Annotated in this window: 34 protein-coding genes and 1 pseudogene; 15 read left to right on the forward strand and 20 right to left on the reverse strand. The window is 68.2% G+C overall.

Going from position 1 to position 25,928, the window contains the following annotated elements:
* Window positions 1–3: 3 nt before the first annotated feature.
* Complete coding sequence (locus tag OG302_RS41195) at window positions 4–420, reverse strand: hypothetical protein (protein WP_371749868.1); 417 nt, start codon at window positions 418–420, stop codon at window positions 4–6.
* A 909-nt stretch (window positions 421–1,329) separates the two neighbouring features.
* Window positions 1,330–1,914 carry a GNAT family N-acetyltransferase gene (locus tag OG302_RS41200; protein ID WP_371749869.1) on the reverse strand — a complete coding sequence of 195 codons (585 nt, stop codon included), beginning with the start codon at window positions 1,912–1,914 and terminating at the stop codon, window positions 1,330–1,332.
* A 296-nt stretch (window positions 1,915–2,210) separates the two neighbouring features.
* Between OG302_RS41200 and OG302_RS41205 the strand changes: the two genes are divergently transcribed.
* On the forward strand, window positions 2,211–2,855 hold the full coding sequence (locus tag OG302_RS41205; RefSeq protein ID WP_371749870.1) for an RNA polymerase sigma factor: 645 nt from the start codon (window positions 2,211–2,213) through the stop codon (window positions 2,853–2,855).
* A 77-nt stretch (window positions 2,856–2,932) separates the two neighbouring features.
* Window positions 2,933–3,769, forward strand: coding sequence for a hypothetical protein (locus tag OG302_RS41210; RefSeq protein ID WP_371749871.1), 837 nt, complete (start codon window positions 2,933–2,935; stop codon window positions 3,767–3,769).
* 247 nt (window positions 3,770–4,016) lie between these two features.
* Here OG302_RS41210 and OG302_RS41215 read toward each other — a convergent pair whose 3' ends face one another.
* On the reverse strand, window positions 4,017–4,334 hold the full coding sequence (locus OG302_RS41215; protein ID WP_371749872.1) for a hypothetical protein: 318 nt from the start codon (window positions 4,332–4,334) through the stop codon (window positions 4,017–4,019).
* A 208-nt stretch (window positions 4,335–4,542) separates the two neighbouring features.
* Here OG302_RS41215 and OG302_RS41220 point away from each other — a divergent pair, with 208 nt between their 5' ends.
* Complete coding sequence (locus OG302_RS41220; protein WP_371749873.1) at window positions 4,543–5,085, forward strand: hypothetical protein; 543 nt, start codon at window positions 4,543–4,545, stop codon at window positions 5,083–5,085.
* On the opposite strand, the gene OG302_RS41225 is transcribed toward OG302_RS41220, so the two are convergent.
* From OG302_RS41225 to OG302_RS41235, 3 genes are all read right to left on the reverse strand, one after another.
* A complete protein-coding gene (locus OG302_RS41225; protein ID WP_371750405.1) occupies window positions 5,086–5,298 on the reverse strand; it encodes a hypothetical protein in 213 nt (70 codons plus the stop codon). It lies immediately after the preceding gene.
* Complete coding sequence (locus OG302_RS41230; protein ID WP_371749874.1) at window positions 5,223–5,618, reverse strand: hypothetical protein; 396 nt, start codon at window positions 5,616–5,618, stop codon at window positions 5,223–5,225. The genes OG302_RS41225 and OG302_RS41230 overlap by 76 nt, the downstream gene beginning before the upstream one ends.
* Window positions 5,619–6,182: 564 nt before the next feature.
* Window positions 6,183–6,791 carry an ABATE domain-containing protein gene (locus OG302_RS41235; RefSeq protein WP_371749875.1) on the reverse strand — a complete coding sequence of 203 codons (609 nt, stop codon included), beginning with the start codon at window positions 6,789–6,791 and terminating at the stop codon, window positions 6,183–6,185.
* A gap of 93 nt (window positions 6,792–6,884) precedes the next feature.
* On the opposite strand from OG302_RS41235, the gene OG302_RS41240 reads away from it, so the two are divergent.
* Together OG302_RS41240 and OG302_RS41245 are read left to right on the forward strand one after the other, a co-directional pair.
* Complete coding sequence (locus tag OG302_RS41240; RefSeq protein WP_371749876.1) at window positions 6,885–7,676, forward strand: MBL fold metallo-hydrolase; 792 nt, start codon at window positions 6,885–6,887, stop codon at window positions 7,674–7,676.
* Between the two features lie 199 nt (window positions 7,677–7,875).
* Window positions 7,876–8,226, forward strand: a pseudogene (locus OG302_RS41245) (ester cyclase); the annotation flags it as partial.
* 246 nt (window positions 8,227–8,472) lie between these two features.
* Here OG302_RS41245 and OG302_RS41250 read toward each other — a convergent pair.
* The 4 genes from OG302_RS41250 to OG302_RS41265 form a co-directional block, all read right to left on the reverse strand.
* A complete protein-coding gene (locus tag OG302_RS41250) occupies window positions 8,473–8,601 on the reverse strand; it encodes a hypothetical protein (protein WP_371749877.1) in 129 nt (42 codons plus the stop codon).
* Window positions 8,602–8,707: 106 nt separating this feature from the next.
* Entirely contained in the window at window positions 8,708–9,718 is a 1,011-nt protein-coding gene (locus OG302_RS41255) for a TauD/TfdA family dioxygenase (RefSeq protein ID WP_371749878.1), read from the reverse strand.
* A 41-nt stretch (window positions 9,719–9,759) separates the two neighbouring features.
* Window positions 9,760–10,749 carry a hypothetical protein gene (locus OG302_RS41260; protein WP_371749879.1) on the reverse strand — a complete coding sequence of 330 codons (990 nt, stop codon included), beginning with the start codon at window positions 10,747–10,749 and terminating at the stop codon, window positions 9,760–9,762.
* An 830-nt stretch (window positions 10,750–11,579) separates the two neighbouring features.
* Window positions 11,580–12,119, reverse strand: a complete 540-nt coding sequence (locus OG302_RS41265; RefSeq protein WP_371749880.1) for a YbhB/YbcL family Raf kinase inhibitor-like protein — start codon at window positions 12,117–12,119, stop codon at window positions 11,580–11,582.
* 161 nt (window positions 12,120–12,280) lie between these two features.
* On the opposite strand from OG302_RS41265, the gene OG302_RS41270 reads away from it, so the two are divergent.
* The 3 genes from OG302_RS41270 (at window position 12,281) to OG302_RS41280 (ending at window position 14,415) form a co-directional block, all read left to right on the forward strand.
* Window positions 12,281–12,997 carry a GntR family transcriptional regulator gene (locus tag OG302_RS41270; protein WP_371749881.1) on the forward strand — a complete coding sequence of 239 codons (717 nt, stop codon included), beginning with the start codon at window positions 12,281–12,283 and terminating at the stop codon, window positions 12,995–12,997.
* Entirely contained in the window at window positions 12,994–13,857 is an 864-nt protein-coding gene (locus OG302_RS41275) for a hypothetical protein (protein WP_371749882.1), read from the forward strand. The genes OG302_RS41270 and OG302_RS41275 overlap by 4 nt, the downstream gene beginning before the upstream one ends.
* Before the next feature lie 255 nt (window positions 13,858–14,112).
* On the forward strand, window positions 14,113–14,415 hold the full coding sequence (locus OG302_RS41280; protein ID WP_371749883.1) for a hypothetical protein: 303 nt from the start codon (window positions 14,113–14,115) through the stop codon (window positions 14,413–14,415).
* A 15-nt stretch (window positions 14,416–14,430) separates the two neighbouring features.
* On the opposite strand, the gene OG302_RS41285 is transcribed toward OG302_RS41280, so the two are convergent.
* Window positions 14,431–14,682 carry a DUF6233 domain-containing protein gene (locus OG302_RS41285; RefSeq protein ID WP_371749884.1) on the reverse strand — a complete coding sequence of 84 codons (252 nt, stop codon included), beginning with the start codon at window positions 14,680–14,682 and terminating at the stop codon, window positions 14,431–14,433.
* A gap of 440 nt (window positions 14,683–15,122) precedes the next feature.
* On the opposite strand from OG302_RS41285, the gene OG302_RS41290 reads away from it, so the two are divergent.
* The 5 genes from OG302_RS41290 (at window position 15,123) to OG302_RS41310 (ending at window position 18,310) form a co-directional block, all read left to right on the forward strand.
* Window positions 15,123–15,701 carry a DUF5994 family protein gene (locus OG302_RS41290; protein WP_371749885.1) on the forward strand — a complete coding sequence of 193 codons (579 nt, stop codon included), beginning with the start codon at window positions 15,123–15,125 and terminating at the stop codon, window positions 15,699–15,701.
* Window positions 15,698–15,982, forward strand: a complete 285-nt coding sequence (locus tag OG302_RS41295; protein WP_371749886.1) for a hypothetical protein — start codon at window positions 15,698–15,700, stop codon at window positions 15,980–15,982. Before OG302_RS41290 ends, OG302_RS41295 begins: the two co-directional genes overlap by 4 nt.
* Window positions 15,983–16,054: 72 nt before the next feature.
* The gene (locus OG302_RS41300) at window positions 16,055–16,942 is read left to right on the forward strand and encodes a slipin family protein (protein WP_371749887.1); all 888 of its coding nucleotides are present in this window, start codon (window positions 16,055–16,057) and stop codon (window positions 16,940–16,942) included.
* Between the two features lie 537 nt (window positions 16,943–17,479).
* Window positions 17,480–17,935 carry a GNAT family N-acetyltransferase gene (locus tag OG302_RS41305; protein ID WP_371749888.1) on the forward strand — a complete coding sequence of 152 codons (456 nt, stop codon included), beginning with the start codon at window positions 17,480–17,482 and terminating at the stop codon, window positions 17,933–17,935.
* Window positions 17,936–18,142: 207 nt separating this feature from the next.
* Window positions 18,143–18,310, forward strand: coding sequence for an ANTAR domain-containing protein (locus OG302_RS41310; RefSeq protein WP_371749889.1), 168 nt, complete (start codon window positions 18,143–18,145; stop codon window positions 18,308–18,310).
* 210 nt (window positions 18,311–18,520) lie between these two features.
* Here the strand turns inward: OG302_RS41310 and OG302_RS41315 are convergent, their stop codons facing one another.
* The 6 genes from OG302_RS41315 to OG302_RS41340 all read right to left on the reverse strand — a co-directional run bounded on the left by OG302_RS41315 (window position 18,521) and on the right by OG302_RS41340 (window position 22,746).
* Window positions 18,521–19,123 (reverse strand): hypothetical protein, encoded by a 603-nt coding sequence (locus OG302_RS41315; protein WP_371749890.1) that lies wholly within the window; start codon window positions 19,121–19,123, stop codon window positions 18,521–18,523.
* A 64-nt stretch (window positions 19,124–19,187) separates the two neighbouring features.
* Window positions 19,188–19,877 carry a hypothetical protein gene (locus OG302_RS41320; protein ID WP_371749891.1) on the reverse strand — a complete coding sequence of 230 codons (690 nt, stop codon included), beginning with the start codon at window positions 19,875–19,877 and terminating at the stop codon, window positions 19,188–19,190.
* Between the two features lie 209 nt (window positions 19,878–20,086).
* On the reverse strand, window positions 20,087–20,803 hold the full coding sequence (locus tag OG302_RS41325) for an ANTAR domain-containing protein (protein WP_371749892.1): 717 nt from the start codon (window positions 20,801–20,803) through the stop codon (window positions 20,087–20,089).
* Between the two features lie 85 nt (window positions 20,804–20,888).
* Window positions 20,889–21,650 carry an ANTAR domain-containing protein gene (locus OG302_RS41330; protein ID WP_371749893.1) on the reverse strand — a complete coding sequence of 254 codons (762 nt, stop codon included), beginning with the start codon at window positions 21,648–21,650 and terminating at the stop codon, window positions 20,889–20,891.
* Complete coding sequence (locus OG302_RS41335; RefSeq protein WP_371749894.1) at window positions 21,647–22,312, reverse strand: hypothetical protein; 666 nt, start codon at window positions 22,310–22,312, stop codon at window positions 21,647–21,649. Before OG302_RS41335 ends, OG302_RS41330 begins: the two co-directional genes overlap by 4 nt.
* On the reverse strand, window positions 22,309–22,746 hold the full coding sequence (locus tag OG302_RS41340) for an STAS domain-containing protein (RefSeq protein WP_371749895.1): 438 nt from the start codon (window positions 22,744–22,746) through the stop codon (window positions 22,309–22,311). Before OG302_RS41340 ends, OG302_RS41335 begins: the two co-directional genes overlap by 4 nt.
* Before the next feature lie 460 nt (window positions 22,747–23,206).
* Between OG302_RS41340 and OG302_RS41345 the strand changes: the two genes are divergently transcribed.
* Entirely contained in the window at window positions 23,207–23,680 is a 474-nt protein-coding gene (locus OG302_RS41345; RefSeq protein WP_371750387.1) for an Asp23/Gls24 family envelope stress response protein, read from the forward strand.
* 113 nt (window positions 23,681–23,793) lie between these two features.
* Here OG302_RS41345 and OG302_RS41350 read toward each other — a convergent pair whose 3' ends face one another.
* A complete protein-coding gene (locus OG302_RS41350) occupies window positions 23,794–23,976 on the reverse strand; it encodes a hypothetical protein (RefSeq protein WP_160502375.1) in 183 nt (60 codons plus the stop codon).
* A 385-nt stretch (window positions 23,977–24,361) separates the two neighbouring features.
* On the opposite strand from OG302_RS41350, the gene OG302_RS41355 reads away from it, so the two are divergent.
* Window positions 24,362–24,787 carry a hypothetical protein gene (locus OG302_RS41355; RefSeq protein WP_371749896.1) on the forward strand — a complete coding sequence of 142 codons (426 nt, stop codon included), beginning with the start codon at window positions 24,362–24,364 and terminating at the stop codon, window positions 24,785–24,787.
* A gap of 58 nt (window positions 24,788–24,845) precedes the next feature.
* Here OG302_RS41355 and OG302_RS41360 read toward each other — a convergent pair whose 3' ends face one another.
* Together OG302_RS41360 and OG302_RS41365 are read right to left on the reverse strand one after the other, a co-directional pair.
* Complete coding sequence (locus tag OG302_RS41360) at window positions 24,846–25,226, reverse strand: hypothetical protein (RefSeq protein ID WP_371749897.1); 381 nt, start codon at window positions 25,224–25,226, stop codon at window positions 24,846–24,848.
* A 35-nt stretch (window positions 25,227–25,261) separates the two neighbouring features.
* Window positions 25,262–25,888 carry a hypothetical protein gene (locus tag OG302_RS41365; protein ID WP_371749898.1) on the reverse strand — a complete coding sequence of 209 codons (627 nt, stop codon included), beginning with the start codon at window positions 25,886–25,888 and terminating at the stop codon, window positions 25,262–25,264.
* Between the last annotated feature and the right edge of the window lie 40 nt (window positions 25,889–25,928).

A 25,928-nucleotide genomic window follows, 5' to 3' on the forward strand; every position in this document is an offset into this window, starting at 1 on the left:
GCATCAGGCAACGTTCGCCCTGGTGAGGAACCAAGCCAACACAGCCACGCCGATGGGCAACGCAACAAGGTAGCCGACGAGGATAGCGACGCCCGGATCAGCCAGCGCAGGAAAGGCCCAGTTCACTGCTGCAGCCACGAGCAGTCTCACCGTTGCCAGCACAAGGAGAGCGGCGACAGCAGCAAGTCGACGCGGCGGGCCCGCTCCGCGATACAACTCAGCCGCAGGTCCGATAGCGATCAGGACCGACACGAGGCCGACGAGATCGGTGTCGGGCAGCCACCCGAACGGCCACCCCACCAGAGCGACCAACCCGGAGACAGCGAGGCCGACCAGTTCCAGCGCGACGGTGGCCACCACCGGGTGGTCCCACGAGGGGGGTGGGATCGAGCCGCTCCCGCTGTCCTCTTCATCGGCCACATCGCCAGAGTAGCCATCGGAAGGGCGAACATTGCCTGATGCGGCACTAGTCCCGGTCGATCGGGCAGCTCGGGAGGGTGCCACCGGTGCGCTGATGGCAGTCTGCATCGGAAGCCCGGCAACCGAAGCGGAGAGAAATCGGCCTCCACACCCACCCGCCCCGCGACGCGACGGTGATCTGCGCCGACGAGCTGGGGCCGCTGATCCCACGGACCTTGCCGCCCGCACCAGCCTGGTCACCCGACGGGCACCGGATCAAAGCAGAACTCGACTACAGCTGCGGACCGGAGAAGACCTGGGTCTACGGCGGCCTGCGACCCGCCGACGGCCAAGCCCTGACCATGACCGCGTCCTCCCGCAACAGCGTGTTCTACCAGCAGTTCCTGCAGCCGCTCGAGGACGCCAACCTGGACGGGGGGATCTGGATCGTCACCGACAACCTGTCCAGCCACAACAGCCTGTCCACCCGCAGCTGGCTCGAGGACCACCCCGCATCCACCACGCCTTCATCCCCGTCGGCGCGTGCTGGCTCAACCTCCAGGAAGGCCGGTGGCGCATCTTCCGCAAAGCCGCGCTCGGCGGCCAGTCATTCGCCAACCGGGGCGACATCGAATACGCCACCACCCTGGCGACCGACCAGCTCAACTCCCGTGCCAAATTCTGGGTCTGGGGCAGACTCGCACCACCAACCCGCATGCTACGAGGCCGATATACGCACGTCGTTTGAGGAATCCAGCACTAGGCCGTTTCGTAGCACCCCGGCCAGGCATTCAGAGCCCGTGAGCCGCACGAACTCCTCGGCATGCCCACCGACGAGGCGACCGTCAACATCACCTGCAGCCGCCTCGGACGCCTCACACGCCAAGGCTTTCTCACCCAACCCGGACGAGGCCGCTACCAGAAACGGACTTAACGCTGCACTTCACGGGCTGGAATCGGCACAGCCGACGGCCGCCACTCCCGCCTGAGCAACCCGAACACCCACGAGTCGGATACCTCGCCGTTCACCACGCAGTCTTCCCGCAACGTCCCTTCCCGCACGAAACCGATCTTCTCCAGGACCCGGGCAGATGCCACGTTGCGCGTATCGGCCTCGGCCTGAACTCGATTCAGGTCCAGCGTGTCGAATGCCCACTCCAGCACGGCGTGCGCGGCCTCCGTCGCGAAGCCGTGGCCCCACATCGCATCATCGAGGACGTAGCCCAACGACGCACTGCGGTAGTCCGGGTCCCATCCGGTCAGACCGCACCAGCCGACGAAGGCCCCGTCAGAAGCACGGTCGATGGCCACCCGCGCCCCGGTGCCCTCGTCCGCCATCTTTCGGCACGTTGCGATGAAACGCTCGGCACGGGCATGTTCGGTCCACGGCGGGGAGTCCCAGTAGCGCATCACGTAGGTGCTGCTATGCAGCGCGAAGAGAAGGTCCGCTTCAGCGTCGGTGAAGGGCCGCAGTCGCAGGCGCGCGGTGTGCAGTACGGGGGTGGTCAAAGTCATGCGCCCCATCTTGTGTCCTCATGGGGCGGGCAGAACACCGAATATCCGACTCCGGCCCAGCTGGCCAGCAGCAAACCCTGACCGCACTGTTGTGACGTCGGCGTCGCCGAGCGTGGGTGGGCAGGCTAATATCGCGCGCCTGCTCGGCAACGTCCTGCAGTGGGCAGCGAGCATGCACATAGGCACAAGCAGTGACACGCCGGCAAGGACATGACGTCGCGGCAGGTCACAGCTGTCTCTCGGAGCGGATTTGGCTTGGTGGGAACCTTCGGCGGGGTGCCGGACACGGATAGGGCATGGAACTGAACGACGCTGGTCCCGCCACGCCGGTCGGCGGGATATCTGACCGGGAGCTGTGGGCGAGGGCCGTCGACGGCGATCGCGAGGCGTTCGGTCGGATCTTCGACCGTCATGGGAAGGCCGTCTACAACCATCTGTTCCGGCGGACGGCCGACTGGTCCGAGGCCGAGGACCTCACGTCGAGCGTGTTCTTGCACGCCTGGCGACGGCGATCGGAGACGGTACTCGACCGGGACTCGGCTCTGCCGTGGCTGCTGGGCATCGCCAATGGCCAGTTGTCGAACACCAGGCGGCGGCTGAGACGGGTCGAGGCGTTGTTGCACCGGCTTGTCTCGCATGACGAGTCGGTGGGCGACCACGCGGACAGCGTCGCCGTCCAGATCGACGACGAGCGCCGTATGTCGGAGATCCACCGGGCGCTTGCCCGGCTGCCACGTCACGAACGTGAGGTCCTTGAGCTCTGCGTCTGGTCGGGCCTTGACCAGCAGGCGGCTGCGGCGGTGTTGAAGGTGGCCGTCGGAACCGTGAAGTCCCGGTTGCACCGGGCGCGGCAGAGGCTGGGGGCCGACCTCGGCGGAGCCGCGGCTCCAGCGCCGTTCAGTTCGAAGAATCCCGTCACCACGAAGGAGATCGCACGATGAATGACTCGCAGGGCATTCCGGCGGCTCCTTCCGATCGTGATCTGCCGAACCACCGGCGGACCCGAGAGGAAATACTGATGAAGATCGGTCCACAGGACAACGGGGCTTCGCTGCGACGCAGATGGGGAGTACCGCTCAGCGTCGCCACCGGAGTGACGGCATTGAGCGTCGCGGCTGTGGTCGTCCTCGGGGGGACAGAGGACGCCGGACCGAGTGCCGCCGACCCCGCGCACAGCGGCGGCAGCCCGGTGAAGCCCACTCCGGCACCGAGTCCGAGCGCGTCGCACGGTGCCACGTCGGGGGGAGACGGTTCCGTACCGTCTTCGCGCCGTGGGACGTCGCCCGAGGCCGCCTTCGCCATCACCGACGCGACGACGACCCCGATCGACGCCGGAACCGTCACCAAGATTCTTTCTGCTTGTCTGGGGCCGGAGGCGTCGCAGTACCATGCCGTGATCGCGGTCCGCACGCCCGTCGCCTCACGGGACTGGGACGGCGTGGTCGTCGCCGTCAACTCCGCAGACCAGTACGTGCAGTGCCAGTCGAAGGGCGACAAGGGCACCAGCCAGGACTCCCCGCCGACGTTCATCAACGACCGCCTGTGGGGGACCGGTCGTGTGGTCGAGTACTTCGACTCCATGCTCGAGCCCGTCGGCACGGGTAAGTACCTCATGCTGGGCGCCGGGCACTACACGTCCGACGTCTCCAAGATCACCATCAGTTACGGCGACGACCCGAAAGAGTACCCGGCTCGCATGGCGGGCGGCGCGTTCGTCTATGGGGCGGCCCTCTCCCCGGACACGCCACCCGGCCCGCGCTACATGGGCCCGAGTCCCTACGTCCATGCCTACGACGCAGCGGGCAAGGAGATCTACAACCAGGCCAAGGACCCGAAGTTCACCGGCAAGCAGTGAGCCGGCCGCGGTGCAGGTGGTGAGGGTTGGCCACTCGTGCGGCGGGTTTACCAGCAAGCTTCACTTGGCCTTCCCCTCGTAGCGCAGAGACCGTGACTGCAGGGGAAGTTGAAGGTCATGGCGGGCAAGAGGCGAAAGTTCGACGCGAAGTTCCGTGAGGGTGCTGTGCGGATCGTGGCCGAGGCCGGCAAGCCAATCCACTGTCCAGCCTTGCGCCCGCCTTTCCGTGATGGCGGGCGCATGTGCGTCAGTCGCCGTACTCCTGGACCTTCCAGCCGTCAGGCACGTCCCGTACAGGGAACCCTGGCGCCATGATCTGATGCAGAGTCTCGCCCTCGGTCCAGTCGTGCAGGGCGTCGGCGACGGTGGTGACCAGCGGTTCGTCGACGTTGTCGAAGAGGACGACCGGCTCGACGGCGAGGCTGTGCTCGGTCCGTCGCAGGTTGCGGTTGGGGGTGGCCCAGCCCACGATCGGCACGACCATGATGGTCTTGACGTCTGGCCACTTGAAGGCGAGCCGCCACCCGTCCGGTGCTGCGGCGAATGCGAAGTCTGCTGCGGTCATGAGCGAAGACTCTGCCACGCTCTACAGTCCTCGGTCAGGGCTTTGGGGCGAGCGGCTGCCGCGGCTTGATCTCCTCAATGCGGCCTTCGTACACCCGCCAGCTTCGAGCTTCCTCTTCGGGTCGTCAGCGCTGCCCTTGTCGTAGCTGCAGACGGACGCGCGCGGCATGCCGTTCGCGTCGGTCCAGGTGAGCCCGTAGTTCTTCATCGTGATCGCCGTGACGGCAATCATGGATCACGGCACTGACCGTCCCGCTGTGCCCGTTGGTCGCGCGTCGACGCTGAGCGAAGCGCATCCTGGAGGAGAGAGCTCGAAAGCAGGCGCGACGATGGGCTATCAACCGACGGGCTTCACCACACCCTTCTTCGGGATCACAGGACAGTGGACGCGCTCGGACCGCGAGGTTGCAGTGCTAGTGATGAACTTCCTGCGGGGGCGGCGAGTGCTACGTGACTACGGCCGCGAGCGAGAGCCGATTGAGATCGAGTACTGCCTCGCGTCAGCTCGACGGTGCCGCGAAACGCTCAGCGAGTACCTGGACATGGCCAAGCCCGGCCGTGCTCTAGCGGAGTGGATCGACGTGCTGCGGGGGGCGTTCATGGACTTCGAGCAGGCCGCCGGCCCGGATGGGGCGCGGTTCGTCGAGGAGCCGGGCAAGTTCACGGAGGCCCTTGAGCGGCTTCGCAAGACGGTGAGGCAGGGCAGCGGCTTCGTGGCGAAGAAGGCGAAGGTTGCTGATCTATCGTCGTGATCAGGGGATCCGGGTGATGCCGACGGTTGCGTGCCGTGTGGTGTCGGCGGCGACCTCCACGATGAGCTCGACGGCGGTGGTCGTGTATACCTCCCCGTCATCGGTCCGCGCCCGCCTGCCTGGACCCGACTCGGCGATCAGGCGCGCAACCTCGGCCGCGATGGGCGCGGCAAGGGCCTGCGAGAGGACACGCCGCCCGTCAGGCAGGCGCACGGCGACGCGGCCGGTCGGCCGGCGGGCCCGACGTAGCCGACCACCTCGGCGTCGACCGTTTCTGCATGCCGGATCTTCCGCCAGTTTCTCGGAGGCCTGTACGTGCTGGACGTCGACTTCGGGACGACGCCCTCAAGGCCCTGAGCCGGCAGGTGCGCGTACCAAGCGAGCGCCACGTCGGTGTCGTCGGTTGCTGCGGTCGCCTGGATCGGTGGTGGCACGCCGGCGAGCACCTCGAGGCGGGCAGCCCGACGCTCCGTGTACGGGTGCCCGCGTAGATCCTCACCGTCGGCCATGAGGCAGTCCCACACCCGAAGCACGCGGGTTCGCAGATTCTCGGAGTACTAAGACTGCGAACCCGCTCACCGGATCACCTTGGGAGGAAGTTCGGAGCGGGTTCGCCGTGCCGACATGCAGGGGCACCGCGCTGCTGCGGACCCCACGTCTGTCCATGGTCTCCGCATCGGGTGGAGAAGGCCCTGTTCTCGTACAGCTACGGCGAGGGGGCAAACGCCGATGCTGGCGACAAGGGTTGCATCTCTTGCGTTTGCCGGTGGGGAGGATCAGGTCGTGCTGGATCTGCTCGCCGGACTCGCCGCCCGCGCGGCGGCGGAGCACGGTGTGAAGCATGTCGTCGGTGATGACGGCCGGCCGACCGCCGTGCTTGCCCTTGCGGGCCGCGGTGTTGAGCCCCGCCAGCGTCGACTCGCGGATGTTCTCCTGCTCGGTTTCCGCCATCGTGGCGAAGAACGCGAACGGCAGTTCCCCCAGCCCAGTGGGGCCGTAGATGCCGGTCCAGGGGTCCGGCGAGCATCTCCAGGACCAGCTGAAGGTGTTTCGCGTTGCTGCCGGACAGTCAGTAAGAGGGCCCCGGGGGCGATGCGTCAGCCCGAGGCGCCGCTGCGCCGGGCGTAGGCGCGGGCGGCGCGGACACGGTCGCCGCAGCGTGTGGAGCACCAGTGGCGCCGACCGTGGGTGCGCAGGAGGAACCGGTCGCAGGGGGCTGATCCACAGGAAGCGAGGATGCCGGCGTCGGGGCCGGTGAGCAGGTCGGCGGCGTCGGCGGCGAGGGTCGCGAGCGCGTGGTTGACGGCCTGGTCTGTGGGGTGGGCCTGGACGCGGCGCAGCTCTTGGGCACCGTCCCAGGCGAGCAGAGGTGCGGTGGGCACGGCGGTCAGGGCCTCGTTCACGGCGTGCAGGGATTCCTCGGGTGGGGTGGTGGTGTCGACGCGGGCGGCGAACAGGGCGCGAATGTGTGCGCGCAGCGTGCGCATCCGCTGGGCGCACACCTCGTACAGCTGCACGTCCGGGGTGGTCAGGTCGTGAGCGGCGAGCCAGCGCATGGCGGATTCCGGGGCGGCGAGCAGGTCGTAACCCTGGCCGGCGGGCAGGGTGGCGGCGGTGTCGGCGAAGTCCAGGGAGCGGTACCGGTCGGCACCCGGTGCCGGGGGCAGAGCGGTCGGTGCCACGCCGGTGGCCAGGAGGTCATCCATGCCTCTCATGGTAGCGCTTGCGTTTTTCCGTGACACCCGCCTAGCCTGGCATCACGTTAACCGCAGGTGTTTTTCGTGAGAAACGGAGATGTGATGTCCCAGCTCAATGCCAACCAGTTCCCAGTCCGTACGTTCGGCGGCCCGACCGCCCTGTTCGAGTACGGCGGCTTGCGCTTCCTGACCGACCCGACCTTCGACGGCCCCGGCGACTACCCCGCGCCCGGTGGCCCGACCCTGACCAAGACCGCCCCTTCCACCACCACACCCGCCGACCTCGGCCCCATCGACGTGGTCATGCTCTCCCACGACGAGCACGCCGACAACCTCGACACCTCCGGCCGCGCCCTGCTCGCCGACGTCCCCCTCACCCTCACCACCCCCGGCGGCGGCGACCGCCTCGGGGAGAAGGCCAAGGGCCTGGCCGACTGGGAGTCGATCGAGCTGGAGCGCCCGGGCGGCGGCACCATCACCGTGACCGGAGTCCCCGCCATCCACGGCCCCGGCGCGCGTGCAGAGATCGAGCCCTTCGCCGGCCAGGTCGTCGGCTTCGTCCTGACCGGCGAGGGCCTCCCGACGGTCTACGTCAGCGGCGACAACGCCTCACTCGACGCGGTCAGGGAGATCGCCGAACGCTTCGCCCCGATCGACACCGCCCTCCTGTTCGCCGGAGCACCCCGCTTCCCCATGCTCTTCGACGGCAACCTGATCGTCCTGGACAGTGCGCAGGCGGCCGAGGCCACTCGGATTCTTGACGCCCGCCGTGTCGTCCCGGTCCACCATGACAGCTGGGCCCACTTCACCGAGGGCCGCGACGAGCTGGAGGCAGCCTTCGCCGCCGCGAGCCTGACCGACCGCCTGGACCAGGACTGGGCGCAGCGCGCCTGAGCCCGGACCGCCACTTAAGGAACCGCGACCTCGTACCCGGGTCGGGGCTTCCCGCACGCCGAGCCCCGACCCCGGGAGCAACCCCTCGCGGCGTCCCTGCGCCGTGCCCGAACGACAGAGAAGGACCTGATCACATGCCCACCGGAACCAATGTCGACCTCGTGCACCGCTTTTATCAGGCCCTTCAGCAGGGCGACTACGACAGCTCACCGGCATGTTCCACCCGGACTTCGTCTTCTACCCCCAGATCGACAGCCCCCGGCCCGGCACTGCAGGGTTCATCGACGCGGAGAAGAAGCACCTCGACGCCTTCCCCGGCAACCGCCTGACGGTCCTCGACACCGTCGCCGAAGGAGACAAGGCCGGCGCCTATGCCGTGGTCGAAGGAGACCAGGGCGGCGACTGCTACGGCATCCCTCCGCGCGGAACGCACGTACGTTTTTCCATGTTCAACCTGTTCACGTTCAAGGACGGGAAGATCATCGAGAATCCGGCCCACTACAACCTGGCCGACATCATGGACCAGCTCACGGCCGGCTCCGCCGCCTGACGACACGGGCCTCGACAGGGCCACGCCCTGCACCCCTCCACCGCCGCACACCGACGGCGCCCTTCGCCTCGTCAACGGATTCGAATCAGAACCTTGTCGGGATGCGCCGCGTGCACGTACTTCACGGCAACTCTGGGATGGATACCGAAGAGCCGGACGAGACTGATCGGGTCCGCCGTCTCACGGGCTTCGTCGAGAACGCGGTCAGTCCACAGTTGGCGGGGCAGGAGCCTTGGTGGCCTGGGGTCAGCACGTGCGGCGTTCGCGCAGCCAGTCGGCCACGAGCCGGGTGCTCAGGCCGTCGAGATAGACGATGTGGATGTGCAGGCCCCGTCGAACCGTGATCTTCACGGCGATGCTGACGGGTTCACCCATCGGCAGCTGGCGCGGAACCCGGCCCGTAGGACCGTGGAAGGCCGGGAGAACGCAGGGAAGGGGTTCACCGCGTACGTGAACACCTGCCCGTGGGACTGGATGCTGGTCAGCGGGCGAGTATGTGGCCGTCGTGGGGGCGGTGGTCGCGGGAGCGGCGCAGATCGGTGGTGACGTAGGTGCGTTGCAGCCAGCGGTCTGCTCCGTCGTAGCGGGGGTGGAAAGCGGTGCGGCCGTGGACGGTGACGCGGTTGTCGATGATGACCAGGTCGCCGGGGGTCAGGCACAGGGTGCGGGCGGTCGCCTCGCAGGCGTGGCCGAAGTCGGTCAGTGCCGTAGTGGCCCGGGGGGTGAGCGGGGTGGTGACGAGTTGGGCCATCCGTATGTCGGGGTCCTCGACTGCTCCCGACAGCACCCCTCGGGGCTTGACGTCTGGCTCACTCGTGGCGGCGTCGGGGCCGAAGGAAGGGGGTGGTGCGGTGATGAACTCCGGTGCGAACAGGGCCTGGCGGCTGTCTGGAGTGAGGAGCGGCAGCGCTTGGCGGATGCCGGCGACGCGCATGCCGGCGTGTCGGTCGTGGTCGGCGCGCAGGCACAGGAAGATCACATAGTCGGGTGGGTGGGGGTGGAAGCCGTTCTCGGTGTGGAAGGACAGCGGCACCGATCCGGCGTTGCCGTGGAAGCTCTCCTGGCCGGGCACGGGCACGACGTCCTGCACGAGGGCGCCGGATTTCTCAGCCAGGTAGGCGAGAGGCTCGCCGAGCCCGCAGGCCACCATGGTGAGCACCGCGGCCGAGACGGTGGCCCGGCGCTGGACTGAGCCGGGTACGGACGGTGTCGCGGGCAGGGCCTCTTGGTCGACGGGAAGGCCGCCGATCACCAAGGTGCCATGGGGGCCGGAGTGCCTTCGAAACCGGCGCACCCCACGGCGCAGCGGGAACGGAAGCTCCTCCCAGGCGTCCCGGGCCCGTGCCACCCACTCGGGATTGTCGACCTGGTCGTGCCCGCCGGCGTACAGGGTGCGGGCCAGCCGCTCGCACGCGTCGGCATCGGCCGGGTCAAGTGCCCAGTCGGCGGCGTCGGTTGAGATTTGGGTGGTGCCGGGCGTCGTCTCGGGCATCAGAGTCTCCTGCCGGAGGTGTGGGCGGCGGGCACGCGGACTCACGAGTGGCGCAGGCCGGCCACGGCGTCGGCGATGTAGTGGTCCCCGAATCGGATCAGGGAGGCGTACTGGGCTGCGCGGCGATGGCGCATGTGCCGTAGTTCGGCGACGGCGTTGTCGGGGCCTTCTGGTCTCTGAGCGATGGAACGATGCAGATGCACCATCGAGTAGGCGAGGGTGACGTGCCGTTCACCGTCCACGATGTCGGCTTCCAAGAGCGCGCCCCGTGCCGCGGCCAGCTCCGGGGATCGGGCCGCCAACTGCTCGTAGGAGTCGGGAACCACGGACAGTAGGTCCTTCATCGCCGACCGGAACAGCTTGTATCCGCGATGCTGGCGCCCGCTCAGCGGAACGTCCACCGACGGGGGCGCCATAGTTTGGCGTATCGCCGCCATGTAGTAATCGGCTGGGACCGTACTGGCGTGGGTCATGGCCGCCGGGAAGCCCCGCACGTACACCGTCGCATCTGCCAGCCGCGGTAGCGCGGCATCACCGTCGCCGTTCTGCAGATGGCGGGTGGCGTCGGCCACGGCGACCGCGGCGCAGATGTTGAACAGGACATGGACCTGGTGACCAATGAGCCACCGAGCACTCCACACACTCTCCATCGACACCCCCGCCACAGCCTCCTCGGGGACGGCCACCAACGGTATGGAGTCAGGGTCGGCGTCCGGCGCTGCGCCGGTGAGGTCGAGCACCGCCTGCCCCATCCCGGCCGCCTCCAGCGCCAGGTCGGCGCCCGACAGCGGAGCCTCACACAGGTCTTCCAGAGCGCGGTGGACGACCAGGACGCCGTGCAGGGCGGCCTGCTGATCCGACAGTTCCCTTTCACGGACCCGGAAGAACGACTGACTGGTCGACTCAGCCGGTAGTCCCTCACCGGCCAGGGCCGGAGCCAGGGACGACAGGGCGGCCACCAACTCACCGGCAGCCGCCGCGGCCTGCCGTAGCGCGAGGGACCGTTCGACAGGTCTGGCATGGGTCGCCAACCCGGCCAGCACGCCCGCGGTGCGCTTCGCCTCAGCATCGACCCGCGTGCCCAGTACAGGGACGGACCGCCCGCCTCGGGGCTCACGGAAAACAGCGACAGCAGGATGACCGGCAACCGGCGATAAGCCCATGGTGGAAGTACTTCGCCAAGAACACTCCACACGAAACCTGATCCGCAAGTTCATTCCTGTGCGGTGCGCGGGAGTTGGCTGGCGATGTCCGCAGCGGCGGGCCCCGCATGCACCACGGACTCCGGTCCGAGGTCCGTAGTGGTGAGGTCGCGTATCCAACTGTCGCTAATGCTCCCACCACAGAAGGGCAAATGTCACTCTCCCTAGCTATCGGGTGCGGCGGCCCGCGACCGTTGAATACGCGAGCTCACCAGTACCGACGCCGTCGTGGCCGACGCACTTTGTCGGCCCACGCCGCACACGTGCCCACTGTCGGCGGCCGTGGCAAAGTCCGACTTTTGCGCAGCTGCGTCGGCCGGGCGGGGGTGCTGGCTTTGCAGGGGAAGGTCTGTGCCCTTTATGTGGTGTCTCCTGGGCAGGAGCAGCCAGCTTGGTGTCGGGGGATCGAGGGTAGCGACGCGCTCGCGCAGTGGCTGCTCCGGGAAGGGCCGGCCCACCAGCTGGACATCGAAGCCCACGGTGTTCGCGGGGTGCCCAGCCGGTGGGGAACAAGAAGCGGGTGGCCTCGGCGACATCGGCCACCGCGCAGCCGCGCGCGAGGAGTTCGGCTCTCAGGCCGGGGAGGAACTCCTCCAGCAGTTCCGTGCCCCGGGCCAGGAGGGCCCGGTCGCGCTCGGCGCGGGCCTTATGGCTGTTCTTCAGGCGAGAGTCTCAGCGGTGGCTGTCAGGACCGCGCGGCCGAGGATGTGCCCGGCCATGGTGAAGCCGAGAGCGGCCGGGGTGGCGTCGGCGGGGACGCCTATGGACTCGACGTCGAGGGCGTGCACCACGGTGAAGTAGCGGTGCGGCCCGTGTCCGGCCGGCGGGGCGGCGCCGATGAAACGGGCCGCGCGGGCGTCGTTGGGCAGCTGGTACGCGCCCCCGGGCAGGCTTGAGCCGGTGTCGTCGCCGGCGCCTTCGGGCAACTCGGTGACGGTGGCAGGGATGTCGGCGACCGCCCAGTGCCAGAACCCGGACCCGGTGGGGGCGTCGGGGTCGTAGACCGTGACGGCGTAGCTTCTGGTGCCTTCTGGGGCGCCGCTCCAAGAAAGTTGCGGGGAGATGTCCTTCCCGCCGGGGACGCCGGAGAGGCCGGAGTACTGCTCGATCGACCAGGGGCTGCCGTCGGTGACGGTGGTGCTGGCAACGGTGAAAGAGGCCGCCTCGGGGAGACGGGCAAAGGGGTCGTTGGAACTCATGGTGTCGTGCCTCTCAGGTGTGCTGTGGGTGGTGGTGATGCGGTCGGCGGGGGTTCCGCCGTGGCGGCGCCAAGAGGTGACGTGGTCGCGCTTCCCCCCACTACCGAGATCGACCATAACACTGATAATCGATTATCACGCAGATCGTCTATTGTGTAGGCATGACCCAGACGACTCACACTTCACCCCCGGCGGGGAAGCAGATGCTCTCCGAGCAGGTCTACACACACCTGCGGGACGCGATCATGCGCGGAGACCACGCCCCCGGTGACGCCCTCAAACCCCAGGACCTCGCGAAAGAGCAGGGCGTGAGCCTGGCCGTCGTGCGTGAAGCGCTCGTGCGGGTGGTCGGCGAGGGCCTCGCCGACCGGCTGCCCAACCGCGGCTTCGCCGTCCCCGCCTACTCCGACCGCCGCTGGCAGGAGATCGCAGAGGCCCGCCGGACCATCGAACCGGCCATGCTGCGCATGTCCGTCGAACGCGGCGACGTCGACTGGGAAGCCCGGGTGCGGGCCGCCCACCACCGCCTGACCCGCACCCCGGCCTTCGTGCCGGAGGAGGGCGAGCACTACAGCAGCACATGGGCCGAAGCTCACCGCCTCTTCCACCGCACCCTCCTTGAGGGGTGCGCCAACCCCGTCCTGCTGGAGACCTTCGACCGGCTGTGGACCGCGAGCGAGCTGGCCCGCCGCTGGTCGGCACACCGCAACCCGGACCGGGACGGCGCCCTGGAACATCGCCGACTGGAGGAGGCCGCGCTCGCCCGCGACGCCGACACCGCAGCCGAGGTCCTGACCCAGCACCTCACCCAGACCGTGGCCGGACTGACCGACTGCCCCCACCACGAACCCAACGACGAAACCGGAGCCACAGCATGACGTCCATCGAGGCGAGCACAGGCCGCCGCTGTCACAACGCCGTCAGCCCCCTGCACGTGGCCATGTACTTCGCGCCGGAGCCGGAGGAAGAACTCACCGCACTAGGTCTTGAGCGCGGCCCCATGGTCTACCTCGCGGGCCGCGCCGCACCTCTCGGCACTGTCGACGCAGGTACCGTCACAGCGACGTTCTACAACTTCAACCACGAGCACGTACGGCGGTACATCCCCGCTGCGTGGACCGTCACCACACCGCGGAAGGTGCTCACGGCACGGCTGCGCGGCGCGGACCGGACGCTGCAGCGGCTGCTAGGCAAGGAAGCCCTCACATCCACGGAAATGACCGAGGCGGCCGAACTGGCGCTGCACGCCACCGAAGCCTGCCGTCGGGAGGCGCGGCCGCTGTACGCCGCCAACGCTGATCTCCCCATACCCGAGGAACCGCATCTGGCCCTGTGGCACGCCGCGACACTGCTGCGCGAACACCGGGGTGACGGTCACCTCGCCGCCCTGGCGATCGCCGGCTTGGCCGGCATCGAGGCGCTGGTCCTGCACAACGCCACCGGCACGGCACCGACATCGGCGCTGTTCATGCGGACCCGCGGGTGGTCCGCACAGCAATGGGACACCGCCCGGGGCCAGTTGCGCGGGCGCGGCCTGCTGGACGAGGCAGGCGACCTCACGCAGGAGGGCACGGCCCTGCGCGGCGAGATCGAGGCGCTCACCGACCGCCTCGATGCCGCCCCGTACAACCACCTCGGCCCGGCCGCCACCGCACGCCTCACCGAACTGGCCGGCAGCTTCACCAAAACCCTCAGGGCAGCGGGCGCCTTCCCTGCGGTGCACTTCGGCAAGGGCTGAGGGTCGGGGCCGGGAGCCCTCTCAGTGGATACGGTCAGGTGGCGTACAGCGCTACATGACGCTCAGTTCCGCGGTTGTTGTGACAGCCGGTGGCTCCGCCGCAGTACATGCCGGATCTACCGCGTCAGGGCCCCTACGGTGATCACCACGACCAGCGGCGAGGGCTTCCGACCTCCGGGCGAGGTGTACGCATCTACTGCGGCAGTGTCAAGGGGCGGGGCGGCGTGATGATCGAACCGGTGACCGAGCTCGGGAGTGGCGGCGCACTTCGGGCGCCGCGCGCTCGGGTCGTACCTCTGTCCGCCCCGCCTGCGGTCGTACACCGCGGCGGTCGAGCGCTACCTCACCGGTGCGGGCGTCGCGAAGTCCTGCGCGCGGATCTCGGCCATGAGGGTCAATGGAACAGCCGGTATCGGTGAGATTGTTCTTGAACGGCGAGAGGACCTGGAGGGGAGAGGGCTCGCCGAGGTCTTCAGCGCCTGGCTGTGGCTGCCAGCCATGTTCTTCGCTCCCTTTATCGCCGTGGCAGTGAAGTGGCCGTGGATCAAGCACGGGTAGGCACCGGGAACTTGGCTACCCCTCAAGCACGCCGAGTTCCGCGTCGGGTCGGCATTGCGGGCAGTCGTCTACCCCCTCATTCAGGGCTCGGCGCGCCTGGTCCTGGGTGATGCCCTTCGATCGCTTGCCCGCCATGTGGCATCCGCCGACGTGCACGTACGCCGCCGCCCTGCCGTCGAGGCCCTGCTCGATGCACGAGCTCCCGTTCCTTGGACGCGCCAGGAAGTGCAGCAGGTCGACGCGGGTAAGCGGAGCCGGATCGTTCACATGTTCGCGTCTAGATCCTCGGTATCCTGCGGGCGCCGACGCATTCCCAACGCCGACACCCGCAGTCGGGCAGCACCGACCGTGGAGGGGAGCTCATCGCGGGCGGTACGCCCTGCCTCCACCCTCCTCCGTCGCCCGCCCTCGAAAGAGTGAACGGCCGCGCATCTTTGCTACGCCATGAGGCTGGATGCACGCATGCACGGCAGTTATTCGACCGGATCCTCCGCCGCATGGCGCACCGCCTTCTTCGCGGCCATCTCGACCAGATGCCGCGGCTGTCCCATACCGGTGGCCTCGCGTGGTCCGTTGCGCCTGACCGGGGAGTAACCTGCAGATACCGAGAGCATGTCGTACACCGGCCATCGCGCCCTAGTCGTTCTCGGCGAGCAAATACACCAGCCAGCTGCCCTCGGACAGCTGGCTGGAGACGGGTTCGCGCCATGTCCGCGACCATCAGCCTTCTCCCTCCGCCGCCCACGGACCCCGGCGTACTGGCCGCCCGCCTCTCGCTGAAACCCCCGGAAGCCCTCCGTGGACTGCTGGATGGCGCGTGGTGGCCCCGCTCGCACGACCTGCTGCGTGAACTGCCCGATCTGACCGACGTGCTGGACCCGCACTGGGGGCGCATCACCCGCATCGCCGTCAATCCAACCCACTGGCCCGTGATCCCGCGCAAGGTGCCCGTCCACGGGCACGTGGTGAAGGTCGGCTGGTTCACCCCGGAGCTCGACCCGCACAAGCTCCTGCTGCTCTCCTACAGTGTCGGACGCTGGGACCTGCTGGTGATCCCACCGGAGACCCGTCCTGCGGCCGCCGCACGGCTGATGGCCGCCGCGAGCGATCCCACGGGGACGCCGCTGACCGCGAGCGCGCTGCTGGCCGCGGAGGAAGCCCGCCACGGCGACTTGTCCGCCCGCCGGCTACAAGACCCGGAGGAGGTGTGGGAGTACGAGGGCAGCGCGTCCTCGGCCCTTGCGGCCGCCATGGCCCTGGCCGGCCGTCCGGGAGCAGGGACGTGACCGCCACGGACACGTACCTGACCGTCGGTGTCCTGATGATCCTGATCATTGGAGCGGCGTACGTGATCCAGCGGCTTACCGCCCAGCGTGCCGACAGGATCGCACGGCACCGTTACAGCCACTCTCAGCCCACTGGCCGAGGCGTTCGCGGCAGCACCGAACGGCCGCTCCCGAGCCCCTTCGAGTCGCGCTCCGCTCCCGAGCGCCGCGATCATGTGGGCGGGGGCCGAGGGCGCCTGCGCCCACGGCGCCGCATCCGCCGGACATACGGGCAGCGCTGACCCGACGCATTTCCTTCCTGGGACGTGCAGTTGACCGCTCGATTGCACGGCCCCCGCCGAATAGAGGCGCACATGCAGCTCCTGATCATTCTCATCGTCGCCATCGGCCTGCTCGCCCTGCTGGGGCTCGCGATGGCCCTCAAGATTGTCAAGCAGTACGAGGAAGGGGTCCTCTTCCGGCTCGGACGCCTGGCCGGAACGCGAACTCCCGGTCTTCGCACCATCGTTCCGATCGTCGACGTCCTGCACCGGGTGTCGCTGCGCATCGTCACGATGCCGATTCAGTCGCAGGGCATCATCACCCGCGACAACGTCAGCGTCGATGTATCGGCCGTCGCGTACTTCCGCGTCGTGGACGCGGTGAAGTCGGTCGTGGCCATCGAGAACGTCCACGCCGCCACCAACCAGATCGCCCAGACCACCCTGCGCAAGGTCGTCGGCCGCCACACGCTGGACGAGACCCTGTCGGAGACCGACCGCATCAACCTCGACATCCGTGCGATCCTCGACGTCGCCACCGCCGAGTGCGGCGTGGAGGTCACCCTGGTCGAACTCAAGGACATCCAGCTGCCCGACAGCATGAAGCGCGCGATGGCCAGGCAGGCCGAGGCGGAACGGGAGAAGAGGGCGAAGATCATCAACGCGGAAGGCGAATCGCTCGCCGCCGCGGCACTCGGAGACGCCTCGGACACCATGATGGCGCACCCCCTGGCACTCCAACTCCGCAACCTGCAAAGCCTCGTGGAGATCGGTGTCGACAAGAACACCACCGTTGTCTTCCCCGCCCCGCTGATGAGCACCATCGGAGAACTGGGTGCCTTCCTCAGCAGGGAATCCGCATCTGCCACGGCGATGCCGGCACCGGCCCTACCCACGCCTGCGAGCCCGGCCGACCTCGCTGAGCCGGGTCACGATCCTGGACCGAACCACAGGCCCGACCCGGTCCCGCAACAGGTCTGACCCCGAGCCCTCGGTCCCAGCCTGCACCTCGACCAGGGTCAACTCCCGCCTACTGCGCAGGCATCGACGTACCGGTCGGCTTCCACCGCGGCCGTTGGTGCCGAAGCAGGCGCGCACGCAGCAGCGCGACCTTAATATCCTGTGGGGCCTCCTGTCGGCCCCGACGGATCAGCCGCCCCCGTCCTGAGCCGAGGCTCCCACAGCCCCACCGGTCTCACGCGCCGGACGGCCCCGGTCCAGAGACGATTCCGTTCGCGGCGAGCGCCGTCCTGAGGGGTGCTCTTGCCACCGGACGACAAGAGCCAGTGCGTGATGCTTCCCGTCCGTGCCACAGCGATCAGCTGCTCCAGCCCGCGAAGTTCAGCGAGCGCTCGTACATGCGTAGACGGGCGGCATCCTGCACACCTCCGAGAAGCTCCGCGTGGCACTCGGTAGATTTCTGAGGGGATGGCAAGCTCATCGAACATCCCGAACCTCAGCAGTCCGGGGCGTGACACAGCACCCGCGGCATCGAGAGCCGCTAAGAAGGGCGAGCAAATGAAGATCATGGTGGACGACTTGTCCGGGGCAGAGATCGCCAGGTTCCTCAACGAGCACGTCCAGCAGATGCGATCCATCACGCCCCTGGAGAGCAAGCACGCCCTCGATCTCGATGAGCTTCGCAAGCCCGAGGTCACGTTCTGGTCGATCGTGGACGGTGACACCGTAGTGGGCTGCGGTGCGATCAAGAAGCTCGACGTGGGGCACGCGGAGCTGAAGTCGATGCGCACCACGGCGACGCACAAGCGAAGCGGGATCGCATCCCAACTGCTGGAGCACATCATCACCGAGGCCAAGGCTATGGGGTTCACTCGGCTGAGCCTGGAGACCGGCGCAGCCGAGTTCTTCCTGCCCGCCAGGAAGCTGTATGGGAAGTTCGGGTTTGTCCAGTGCGAGCCGTTCGCGGACTACCGACCCGACCCGAACAGTACGTTCATGACGAAGACCCTCTGAAAGATCTCGATCCACAGGTCTTGACGATTACTCTTGCCGCCGATGTTAGGTGCGGGCTCGGTAGTGCTCGGTTTGTCGCTTTCCTATGAGGGGGAGGCAGGCGGCGGCGACACGAGTGCTACGGCCGATGGGATCACCTCAGCATCCTTGCCTCGGCGGGCCAAGCGGCAGTTGTGCGTCGAGGGCAGGGCGCTGTCGAGCCGTGCGGTGATTGACCAGGCGCGCGGCATGATCATGGCCCTGGCGCCGTGCTCCAGCGAGCGGGCCTGGGGCCTGCCGGTGGACGTGTCGCAGCATGGCAACGTCAGACTCCGGGACGTGGCCGCGGCCCCGGTCGCCACGGCACAGGCCGAGCCGAACCCTGAGCAGACGTAAGCGGGCGCGCCGCGGGCTGAGGCGCTTTTGAGACAGGCGGTGACGGCGTGCGCGTGCTGCGGGCGGCACCAGGAGCTGTGTCCCCAACTCTCCGGTGCCTTCGCCCGGGTCGACCGTCGGACGCCCCGCTCGGGTAGCCAGCCGTGCGGATCCCAAACAAGGGCCCTGCACTACCCCCGCACGCTTCGCGTGCGGTTGCCGGATGCGGGGCTACTCGGGCCGCTGGGTCTGGGCATTGTGAGCCAGACCGTCAGGGTGCTCTGTCGTGCGCGCTCCGAGTCGAAGGACCAGTACGCGCAGCGTTGTCGGGGCAGGTGGCCGCCGGCGGATCTGTCCGATCTCCTGCCAGCCCCAGGCTTCGAAGGCGGCGAGCGTCGGGTGATCGGCTTGGTCGGTCAGGGTGACGCCGAGGGATGCCTGGTGGTCGGCGAGCAGCCGTTCCTGCAGACGGCGGGCGAGTCCGCGGGCCTGCTCGTGCGGATGGACGAGGGTTTCGGTGATAGCGAAGACGTGTCCGGACGCGGTGAGTTGCTCGAGGTTCTGGGGCAGAGGACCGTCAAACCCTTGCCACCAGGAGCCGTCGCGCGCCACGGGGAGTCCGTACGCGCAGCCGGTCAGTGTTTTCGCCTCGGCGACCAGCATGTCGAATCCTGGCTGTTGTACGTCGTGCGCCAGGCGGTGCAGGAACTCCTGTCGGCCGTGGAACTCCTCACCGGAGTCAACTGTGGAGGATTCCACGTATAGGTCCGCGAGGTCCTCTCGTAGTTCCTCGGCCTGCCAGCGGTTCAGCCGGCGCAGACGCACGGCATCCATGGGGGACGGCTCTGAGCTGTCGGGTTTGTGTGGGTGCTGCGGGGTGTGCATGGGGCGCCTCGGTTCAGAAGACCGGAAGACACGCAGGACGGCATCGTGTCCAATTGGCGGTGCGCGGCCGGGGTCTGGGGCGCCTGCTTCGCAGCATAGTCCTGGATCGGTACTGCGTTGCTGTCCGCTGATGGCACAGGATCACTGGGGAGCGGACAGGTAGCAGAGTGCGTAGTTCGATGTCGGCCGGGGCTTCGCCACCGGCGTCGCTGTAGGCGACCACGACAAGACCCTCGCCGGACGGAAGAGCGGGAACAGGGACCACGGGCCGTGCGCTGTCGGCGGGCTCGTCGCGGTACAGCGGCCACCAGCGGCAGGTCGCCACGGCGATCCCCACGCCGAACGAGGCGTCCACCAGGACGCGGCCGGGTGTGTGTGCTCCGGAACGGAGGCGGCAGAAGGCGATGCCCGCGGCGAGGGGAATGACGGCGGCCCCCAGCCGGGGTGTCTCCAGGGTGGCAGCCGTTGCGAGGGCGGCGGCTCCGGCCGTGCGGTAAGAGGTCGCTGCCCCGCTCGGCGGATGCCGGAGCGGTCGGCGATTGCCGAGCGCCTTGGTGGTGGCCTGGATGGCGGTGGAGGCAAGGGCCAGCGAGCCGGTACCGCGCAGGGTGGCCCGGCGTGCGCTGCGGTTGCCGGTCAGGCCTTTCGTGGCCGAGGAAGCGAGCTTCGTGCGTTCGCCGGGACGCGGTTCGAGGGTTCGCATGCCGGGCGGGTACCTCTGCCGGTGGGGATCAGCCCGCCGCGGCTCCTTCAGGAGGGCCGGACCCAGATCCGGTGCTCCCGGCACCGAGACCCTGCCCGTACCCGGAGCGACATTGCTGGGCAGCCCGGCGAAAGATGCGTCGACCACAACGGTCTTCTGAGGGCGCTGGCGATGTCCCAGGGGCGGCCGTCACTCTTTGTGGCATGGGGTCAGGACATCAGATCAGTGAGGGGTTCGGTGTCGTCGATGAAGGCGCGGGCCACGTCGGAGAGACGGCGGTTGTGGGCGCGGGCGTAGCTGCGCAGGGCGGTGAAGGCCTGTTCCATGTCGATGCCCTGGCGTTCGGCGAGTTTTCCCTTGGCCTGTTCGATCAGTACGCGGCTGTTCAGCGCGGTCTGCAATTGCTCATTGAGGACCGTGGTGCGTTGGGTGGTGCGCTGTTGCAGGAGGCTGATGGTGGCGACGTCGGCCAGGGCCTGGGCGATGGGTGTGCCCAGCGGATCGAAGGGGCCGGGGGTGGCGCGGAAGAGGTTCAGTGCGCCGACGACCTCGTCCCGCAGCCGCATGGGCAGGGTCTGGACCGCGCTGAAGCCGTGAAGCTGGGCCCGGGCGGTGAATCGGGGCCAGCGGGCGGTCTCCGTCCGCAGGTCCGGGACGGCCACGGGCGTCCCGGTGCGGTAGCAGTCCAGGCAGGGGCCCTCGTCGTTCTGGAGCTGGAAGAGCTCCAGCAGGCGCACCTGTTCGTCGGAGGCGGCCATCACCCGCAGTTCGCCGTCGCGGTCGGCGAGCAGCACGCCGGCGGCGCTCGCGCCGAGCATCCCTACACAGCGGTCGGTCAGCAGGCGGAGGAAGTCGATCAGGTCGAAGTCGGCGACCAACGTGTCTGCCAACTCGACGAAGGTCTTGGCCAGGAGTCGCTCATCCATCATCTAAATCCTCTATGGAGACTAGCCCGCCCGAATGGGGAGGAAAGCGCGGCGCATTATGCGTTCACTGGCCCGGTCGAGGGCGTCATATGTCGTCGTCGCTCCGGGGCGGCTCCGTGTCGGGGGAGAAGCGGAGCCGATGGGCGACCACGTCGGCGGACACGACGGTGAGCCGACGCCCGTGGGCATAGGCGTGGGCGCGCAGCCGCATGAAGGCTTCGTCGATGCCGACGCCGAGCTGGACGGTGAGCATGCCGGTGGCCTGAGAGATCTCTGCCCGGTACCCGTCCAGGTCCTCGCTCCGTCCCTTCGCTGCGCCGTCGCTGGGCGGTGCGCCCGTCGCGTCTATCCGGGCGTCGAGCAGGACCAATGTCGCGAGATCGGCGAAGGCCAGTGCGTCGGCCAGCTCCTCGGTGTCCAACCGGACCGGGACCTGGGCGTACAGGTCCAGAACCCCGGGGCTGATCGCCCCTACCTGCAACGGGAGTGCGAAGACAGCGCGTGCCCCGGTCTCCAAGGCCGTGTCGGCGAAAACGGGCCAGCAGTCCTCCAGTGCACCTATCCGCAGGTCGGGCGTCAGAACGGCCGCACCGTGTGTGAAGGCATCCACACACGGCCCTTCGCCCAGCATGAGCTGCAGTTCTTCCAACTGCTCACAGATGTCATCGGTGCTGCACAGAGGATGACTCACCCCGGTCCGGGACATCGCCGACACCCCGGCCCCACCGACCGGCAGCGCGGCCACCGCCGCGGTACAGACGTCCATCACCCCGACCCGGGCACCACGTAGGGCCGCCTGCTCGGCGACCAGCAGGCGGATCCGGGAGGACCGGCTGGTGGGCATCATCCGGGCCACCGAGTCCAGGCGTGATGGGCCAGTCCTTCCAGCCTCGCCTTGGTCCGCTCTCCGAGGGGGAGGACCAACACACGGAAGACCGTGGCGCCGGCCGGCTTCCAGCTCTCTCCGATGTCCTGCCACCCCCAGGCCCGGAAGGCAGACAGGGCCGGATGATCGGCCTGATCCACCAAGGTGGCGCCCAGTGAAGCCTGGTGGTCGCCCAACAGTCGCTCCTGCAGACGGCAGGCCAGGGCCTGGTCCTGAGGGTGCGGGCGGACCAGGATGTTGGTGATTGCGAAGACCCGGTCGGCCTCGGTGAGTTGCTCAATGCTGCGCGGCAACTCGCCGTCGAACCCCAACCACCAGAACCCGTCGCTGCGCACCGGGAAGCCGTAGGCATATCCCACCAAGCCGTCCGTCTCCGCGATCACCATGGCGAACCCCGGTCGACGGATGTCACCGGCCAGACGTTTCAGGAAGTCCTGCCGACTGCGACTGCGGTAGTCCTCGCTCGGCTCCTTTTCGCAGGACTCCACGTACAGATCCGCCAGATCCTCCAGCAGGTCTTCCACCAGCCAGCGGTTCACCCGGCGCAGCCGCACCCCGCCGATGTCGGACGACTCGTCGCCTGAGGGCTTCGGTGGCTGTTGCCGCCGGGGCCGGGCCGTCACAGCACACCGCCCGAGACAGCGGGAGTGAGCTGACGCACTGCCTCGAAACACGTCACGGGGAGTGGAACCGGGGCAGCGGAGGGGGGTTCCTGGAGGGGTGCTGGTCCTGGAACAGCAGGTGGCCCCATGAGCGCGTAGCCGCAACCGGCTTGGGCGATCATCCGTGCCGGCATGGGAGGCGGGTAATGCAGCCGTAGCGTCCCCCCAGCCGCGTTGGAGTGCAGGAACGCCTCGATAAAGGTGTTGAGGCCGCTGCAGTCGCAGAAGGTGACAGGGGTGAGATCGACGTCGGTGATGCGCACGCCGTCCTGGAGGCACCGCTCAAACGTCGCGCGCATCAGCGGCACCGTCTCAAGATCGATCTCACCGGCCGGAGTGAGCAGAGCCCGGGTCCTTCTGTCGTGCCGGTAGATGTTCAACTGCGGTAAGGGCATGACGCCTCAGCTCCAGAGATCCGCCGGGCAGAGCCACGGAGAGGAATTGGACTCCCGGTTCCTCTCGGGATGCGCCTGGCAGAGGCACACATTCGGCGGAGGTAGGCGAACAGGCGGTCCAACAATCTGTCCACATGGACGAGTCGCTCAGCCCCTCCAAGGGATGCACCGGGGGACCGGACGATGTGGTCCGCTCCCCGCAGCCATCTGTGTCGAGCAGCAACAGGTCCGCCGGGGTCTAGGACGTCCGTACTTCAGGATAGTCCCCATCCCGCCCGAGCAGGTGTCCGGAAGCTGCCCATTCTCAGGGGCTGGTCATCAGCCGGGTTCAGCGGTATCTGGTGTGCATATCCGTTGTGCCACAAGGAACTTGGAGACGGGTGCGAAATGTGGTGACCCACGGCTGTCTGCGTACGGAAGTCCGTGAACTCCGAGGAGGTGGCTTCGCGTGACGGAGCCGATCGGCCAGACCCAGCACAAGATCCGACCCGACGACCCCCACACCGCCGTCGGCACGACGCTGGAGACCGGAGCGAGGGAGCTGGCGGCGACCCGAGGCAAGACGACCATCGCGGATGGAGTCGTGGAGAAGATTGCCGGGATCGCCGCACGCGAAGCGCCTGGAATCCACGCACTGGGAGGCGGATTCAGCCGCACCGTGGGCGCGATGCGCGATCGCGTGCCCGGCGGACGCTCCAGCGCGGGACGCGGCGTCAAGGTTGAGGTCGGCGAGAAGCAGACCGCCATCGACCTGGAAGTGGTCGTGGAGTATGGAGTGAACATCACCGAGGTCGCCGCGGACATACGCGAGAACGTGATCGGAGCGGTGGAACGAATGACTGGCCTCGAAGTCGTCGAGGTGAATATCTCCGTCAACGACGTGCACCTGCCCGAAGAGAACTCATCAGAGACTGTCGAGGGTCGGGTGCAGTAACACCACACTCAAGTCGACACGTGCGGCGGCCCGGAATCACCGGGCGCCGCACGTGTGCCGGACGGCGACGGGCGTGCCACGCGTTCGGCAGTCCAGTCGGAGAGCGAGAACACTCAGCGCCGGCGACCGCGGCTGCGGGGGGACCATCCGGACCCCAGGCCGCCCGAGTGCAGGGCGAGGAGGGCGAGCCCGACGAGCATGAGACTCGTCGGGCTGAAGACTGCCTCGGTCGACGTCTCGGTTGCGTGGATGACGAAGGCGATGACGAAGAGCACGGCCGCCACGAATGCCAGCATCTGTCTTTTCCTGCCGATGAGCGGCGAACCACAGGCGATTCCGGTGGCTACGCCGACAGACGAGTGCCCCACCCAACACTGATCACGCGTGCGCAGTGACCGACACAGCGTGGAAGCGGATCAAGGACCTGCTCTCACGCCAGCCTGCACGGGGCGCGGGTGGCACAGCCACCGCACGGTGATCGAGGCCGTGGCGTGGAAGTACCGCGCCGGTGCCGACGACGATCCGCATGGCCACCCTGCGCTGACTGTGGAACCTCGAAGTCCGCGTAGCACCCATCCCGCCAGGGTGAGTGGGATACCTGCCTCGGTGTGGTTGTGGCGCGGGCGTAGGCGTGTGAGGCTGCCAGCGTTCGGTCACAGGTTTCGGTGAAGCCGGGGGGCGATGGTCGTGCTGGTTGGCACCGTGACGCTGGAGTCGGATGCGGGCCTGGTGCTGGGGACGGTCGATGTCGGTGACGGCTTTGCCGCGCTGCTCGTTCCTGCTCGCGACCCTCGTGAGCGCTGGAGTGTGGATGTCTTCGGGGCCGGAGTGCAGTTGAAGAACGCGGCGACCGGCAGGCTGTTGGGGGTGCCGGCCGCAGAGTTCGGGGCGGTCGTGACGACGCTGTCGAGCGGTACGGGGCATACGACCTGGACCGCTGTGCCGAACGGGGATGGTGTCGCTCTGCGGCTGGCGGGCCACGATCTTTGGATCGAGGCGGAGGATCCGCTGACGAACCCTCCGCAGTTCCTCATCGCGGCCGCCGGTCGGGCAGGGGCCTCCTGCGGTACCTGCTGGACCGTGCGGCCGGTGGACGAGGGGCCGTGACACGCGCAGCCCGCGCTGGGCCCGCATGAAAAGGATGTGCCACTGGCCCCGTCCTGGTTCAGATGCGCAGCAGCCGCTCGGTGGTCTCCTGGTACTGGCGCAGCGCGAGGCGTAGTTCCTCGGTCTGTGTTTCGGTGTCCGGGTCCTGCCAGCTCGCGCGCAGGGTGTGGCGTCGTTCGGTGAGCACGTTGGTGAGGTGGGTGGCGGCTTCCTCGAAGACGCTGTCGGCCTCTTGGACCGCCTGGTGCGGGTTCTCGACGAAATGGCTCAGGGCCTGCTGGAGGCGCATGGTCATCTTGTCCCGGTCGCCCTGCGTGATCAGCATCTCCGTCGGGGTCTGACCAGAATTGACGGCGCTGATGCCGGACTCGTGCGGTGCGCGGGCCGGTTGGGCCCCAGGCGCCTGTGGGGTGCGCCGCTTCGCGGATTCCGGGCTCACGGTTGCAGGCTGCTGGGCGCGTTCTTGGTCGTACCTCATGATGTGCCGCTTCCCTTGGCGTGCCGCCTTCCGGGTGTCCACGACGGGTGGCCGTGGTCTTCGGGGGACTGGGTATGGTGCCGGTCGTTGTGGGTGGGTTGTGCGGTGACCAGTGCTTCGAAGAGTCTGCGGGCCTCGACCATGGCCTCTCGCATCTCCTCGGTGCCGCTCTGACCGCGAGCCGCGATGTGCATGCTGCGATAGCCCTGCACGTAGGGGGCGTGGTGGACGGAGAGGGCGGCGATCCGCTCCTCGAACTGCTCCCCGACGGGGTATCCCCGGTCGGCGGCCAGCCGCGCCAACAGCGTGTCGGCCTCAGCGACCGCCTTCTGCGGCGAGGTGACGAACTGTTCCTGAACGTCGGCCCACTGAGCCACGTAGTACTCGCGCTCCTCGGGTGACAGCGGCTGCTCCTGGAGCGAGCCGTGCCGCTTCACCCGCTCGCCGAGTTCCCGTTCGGCTGCTTTGACGTCACCGTCGTGGTCAGTGATCGCGCGCTGGTACTCGGGTCCGAAGCGGCTCTGCAGTCCGTGCTTGCCGCCGCCGGGAGTCCGCGTGCGTTTGATGAAGAAGAGGACGGTCGCCGCGATGACGACCACAGCGATGATCACGATGATGAACATGGCTGCCTTCTCCGCCTCGTGCTCTGTTCGGTGCTCTGCT

The organism is Streptomyces sp. NBC_01283 (assembly GCF_041435335.1).
Lineage (GTDB): Bacteria > Actinomycetota > Actinomycetes > Streptomycetales > Streptomycetaceae > Streptomyces.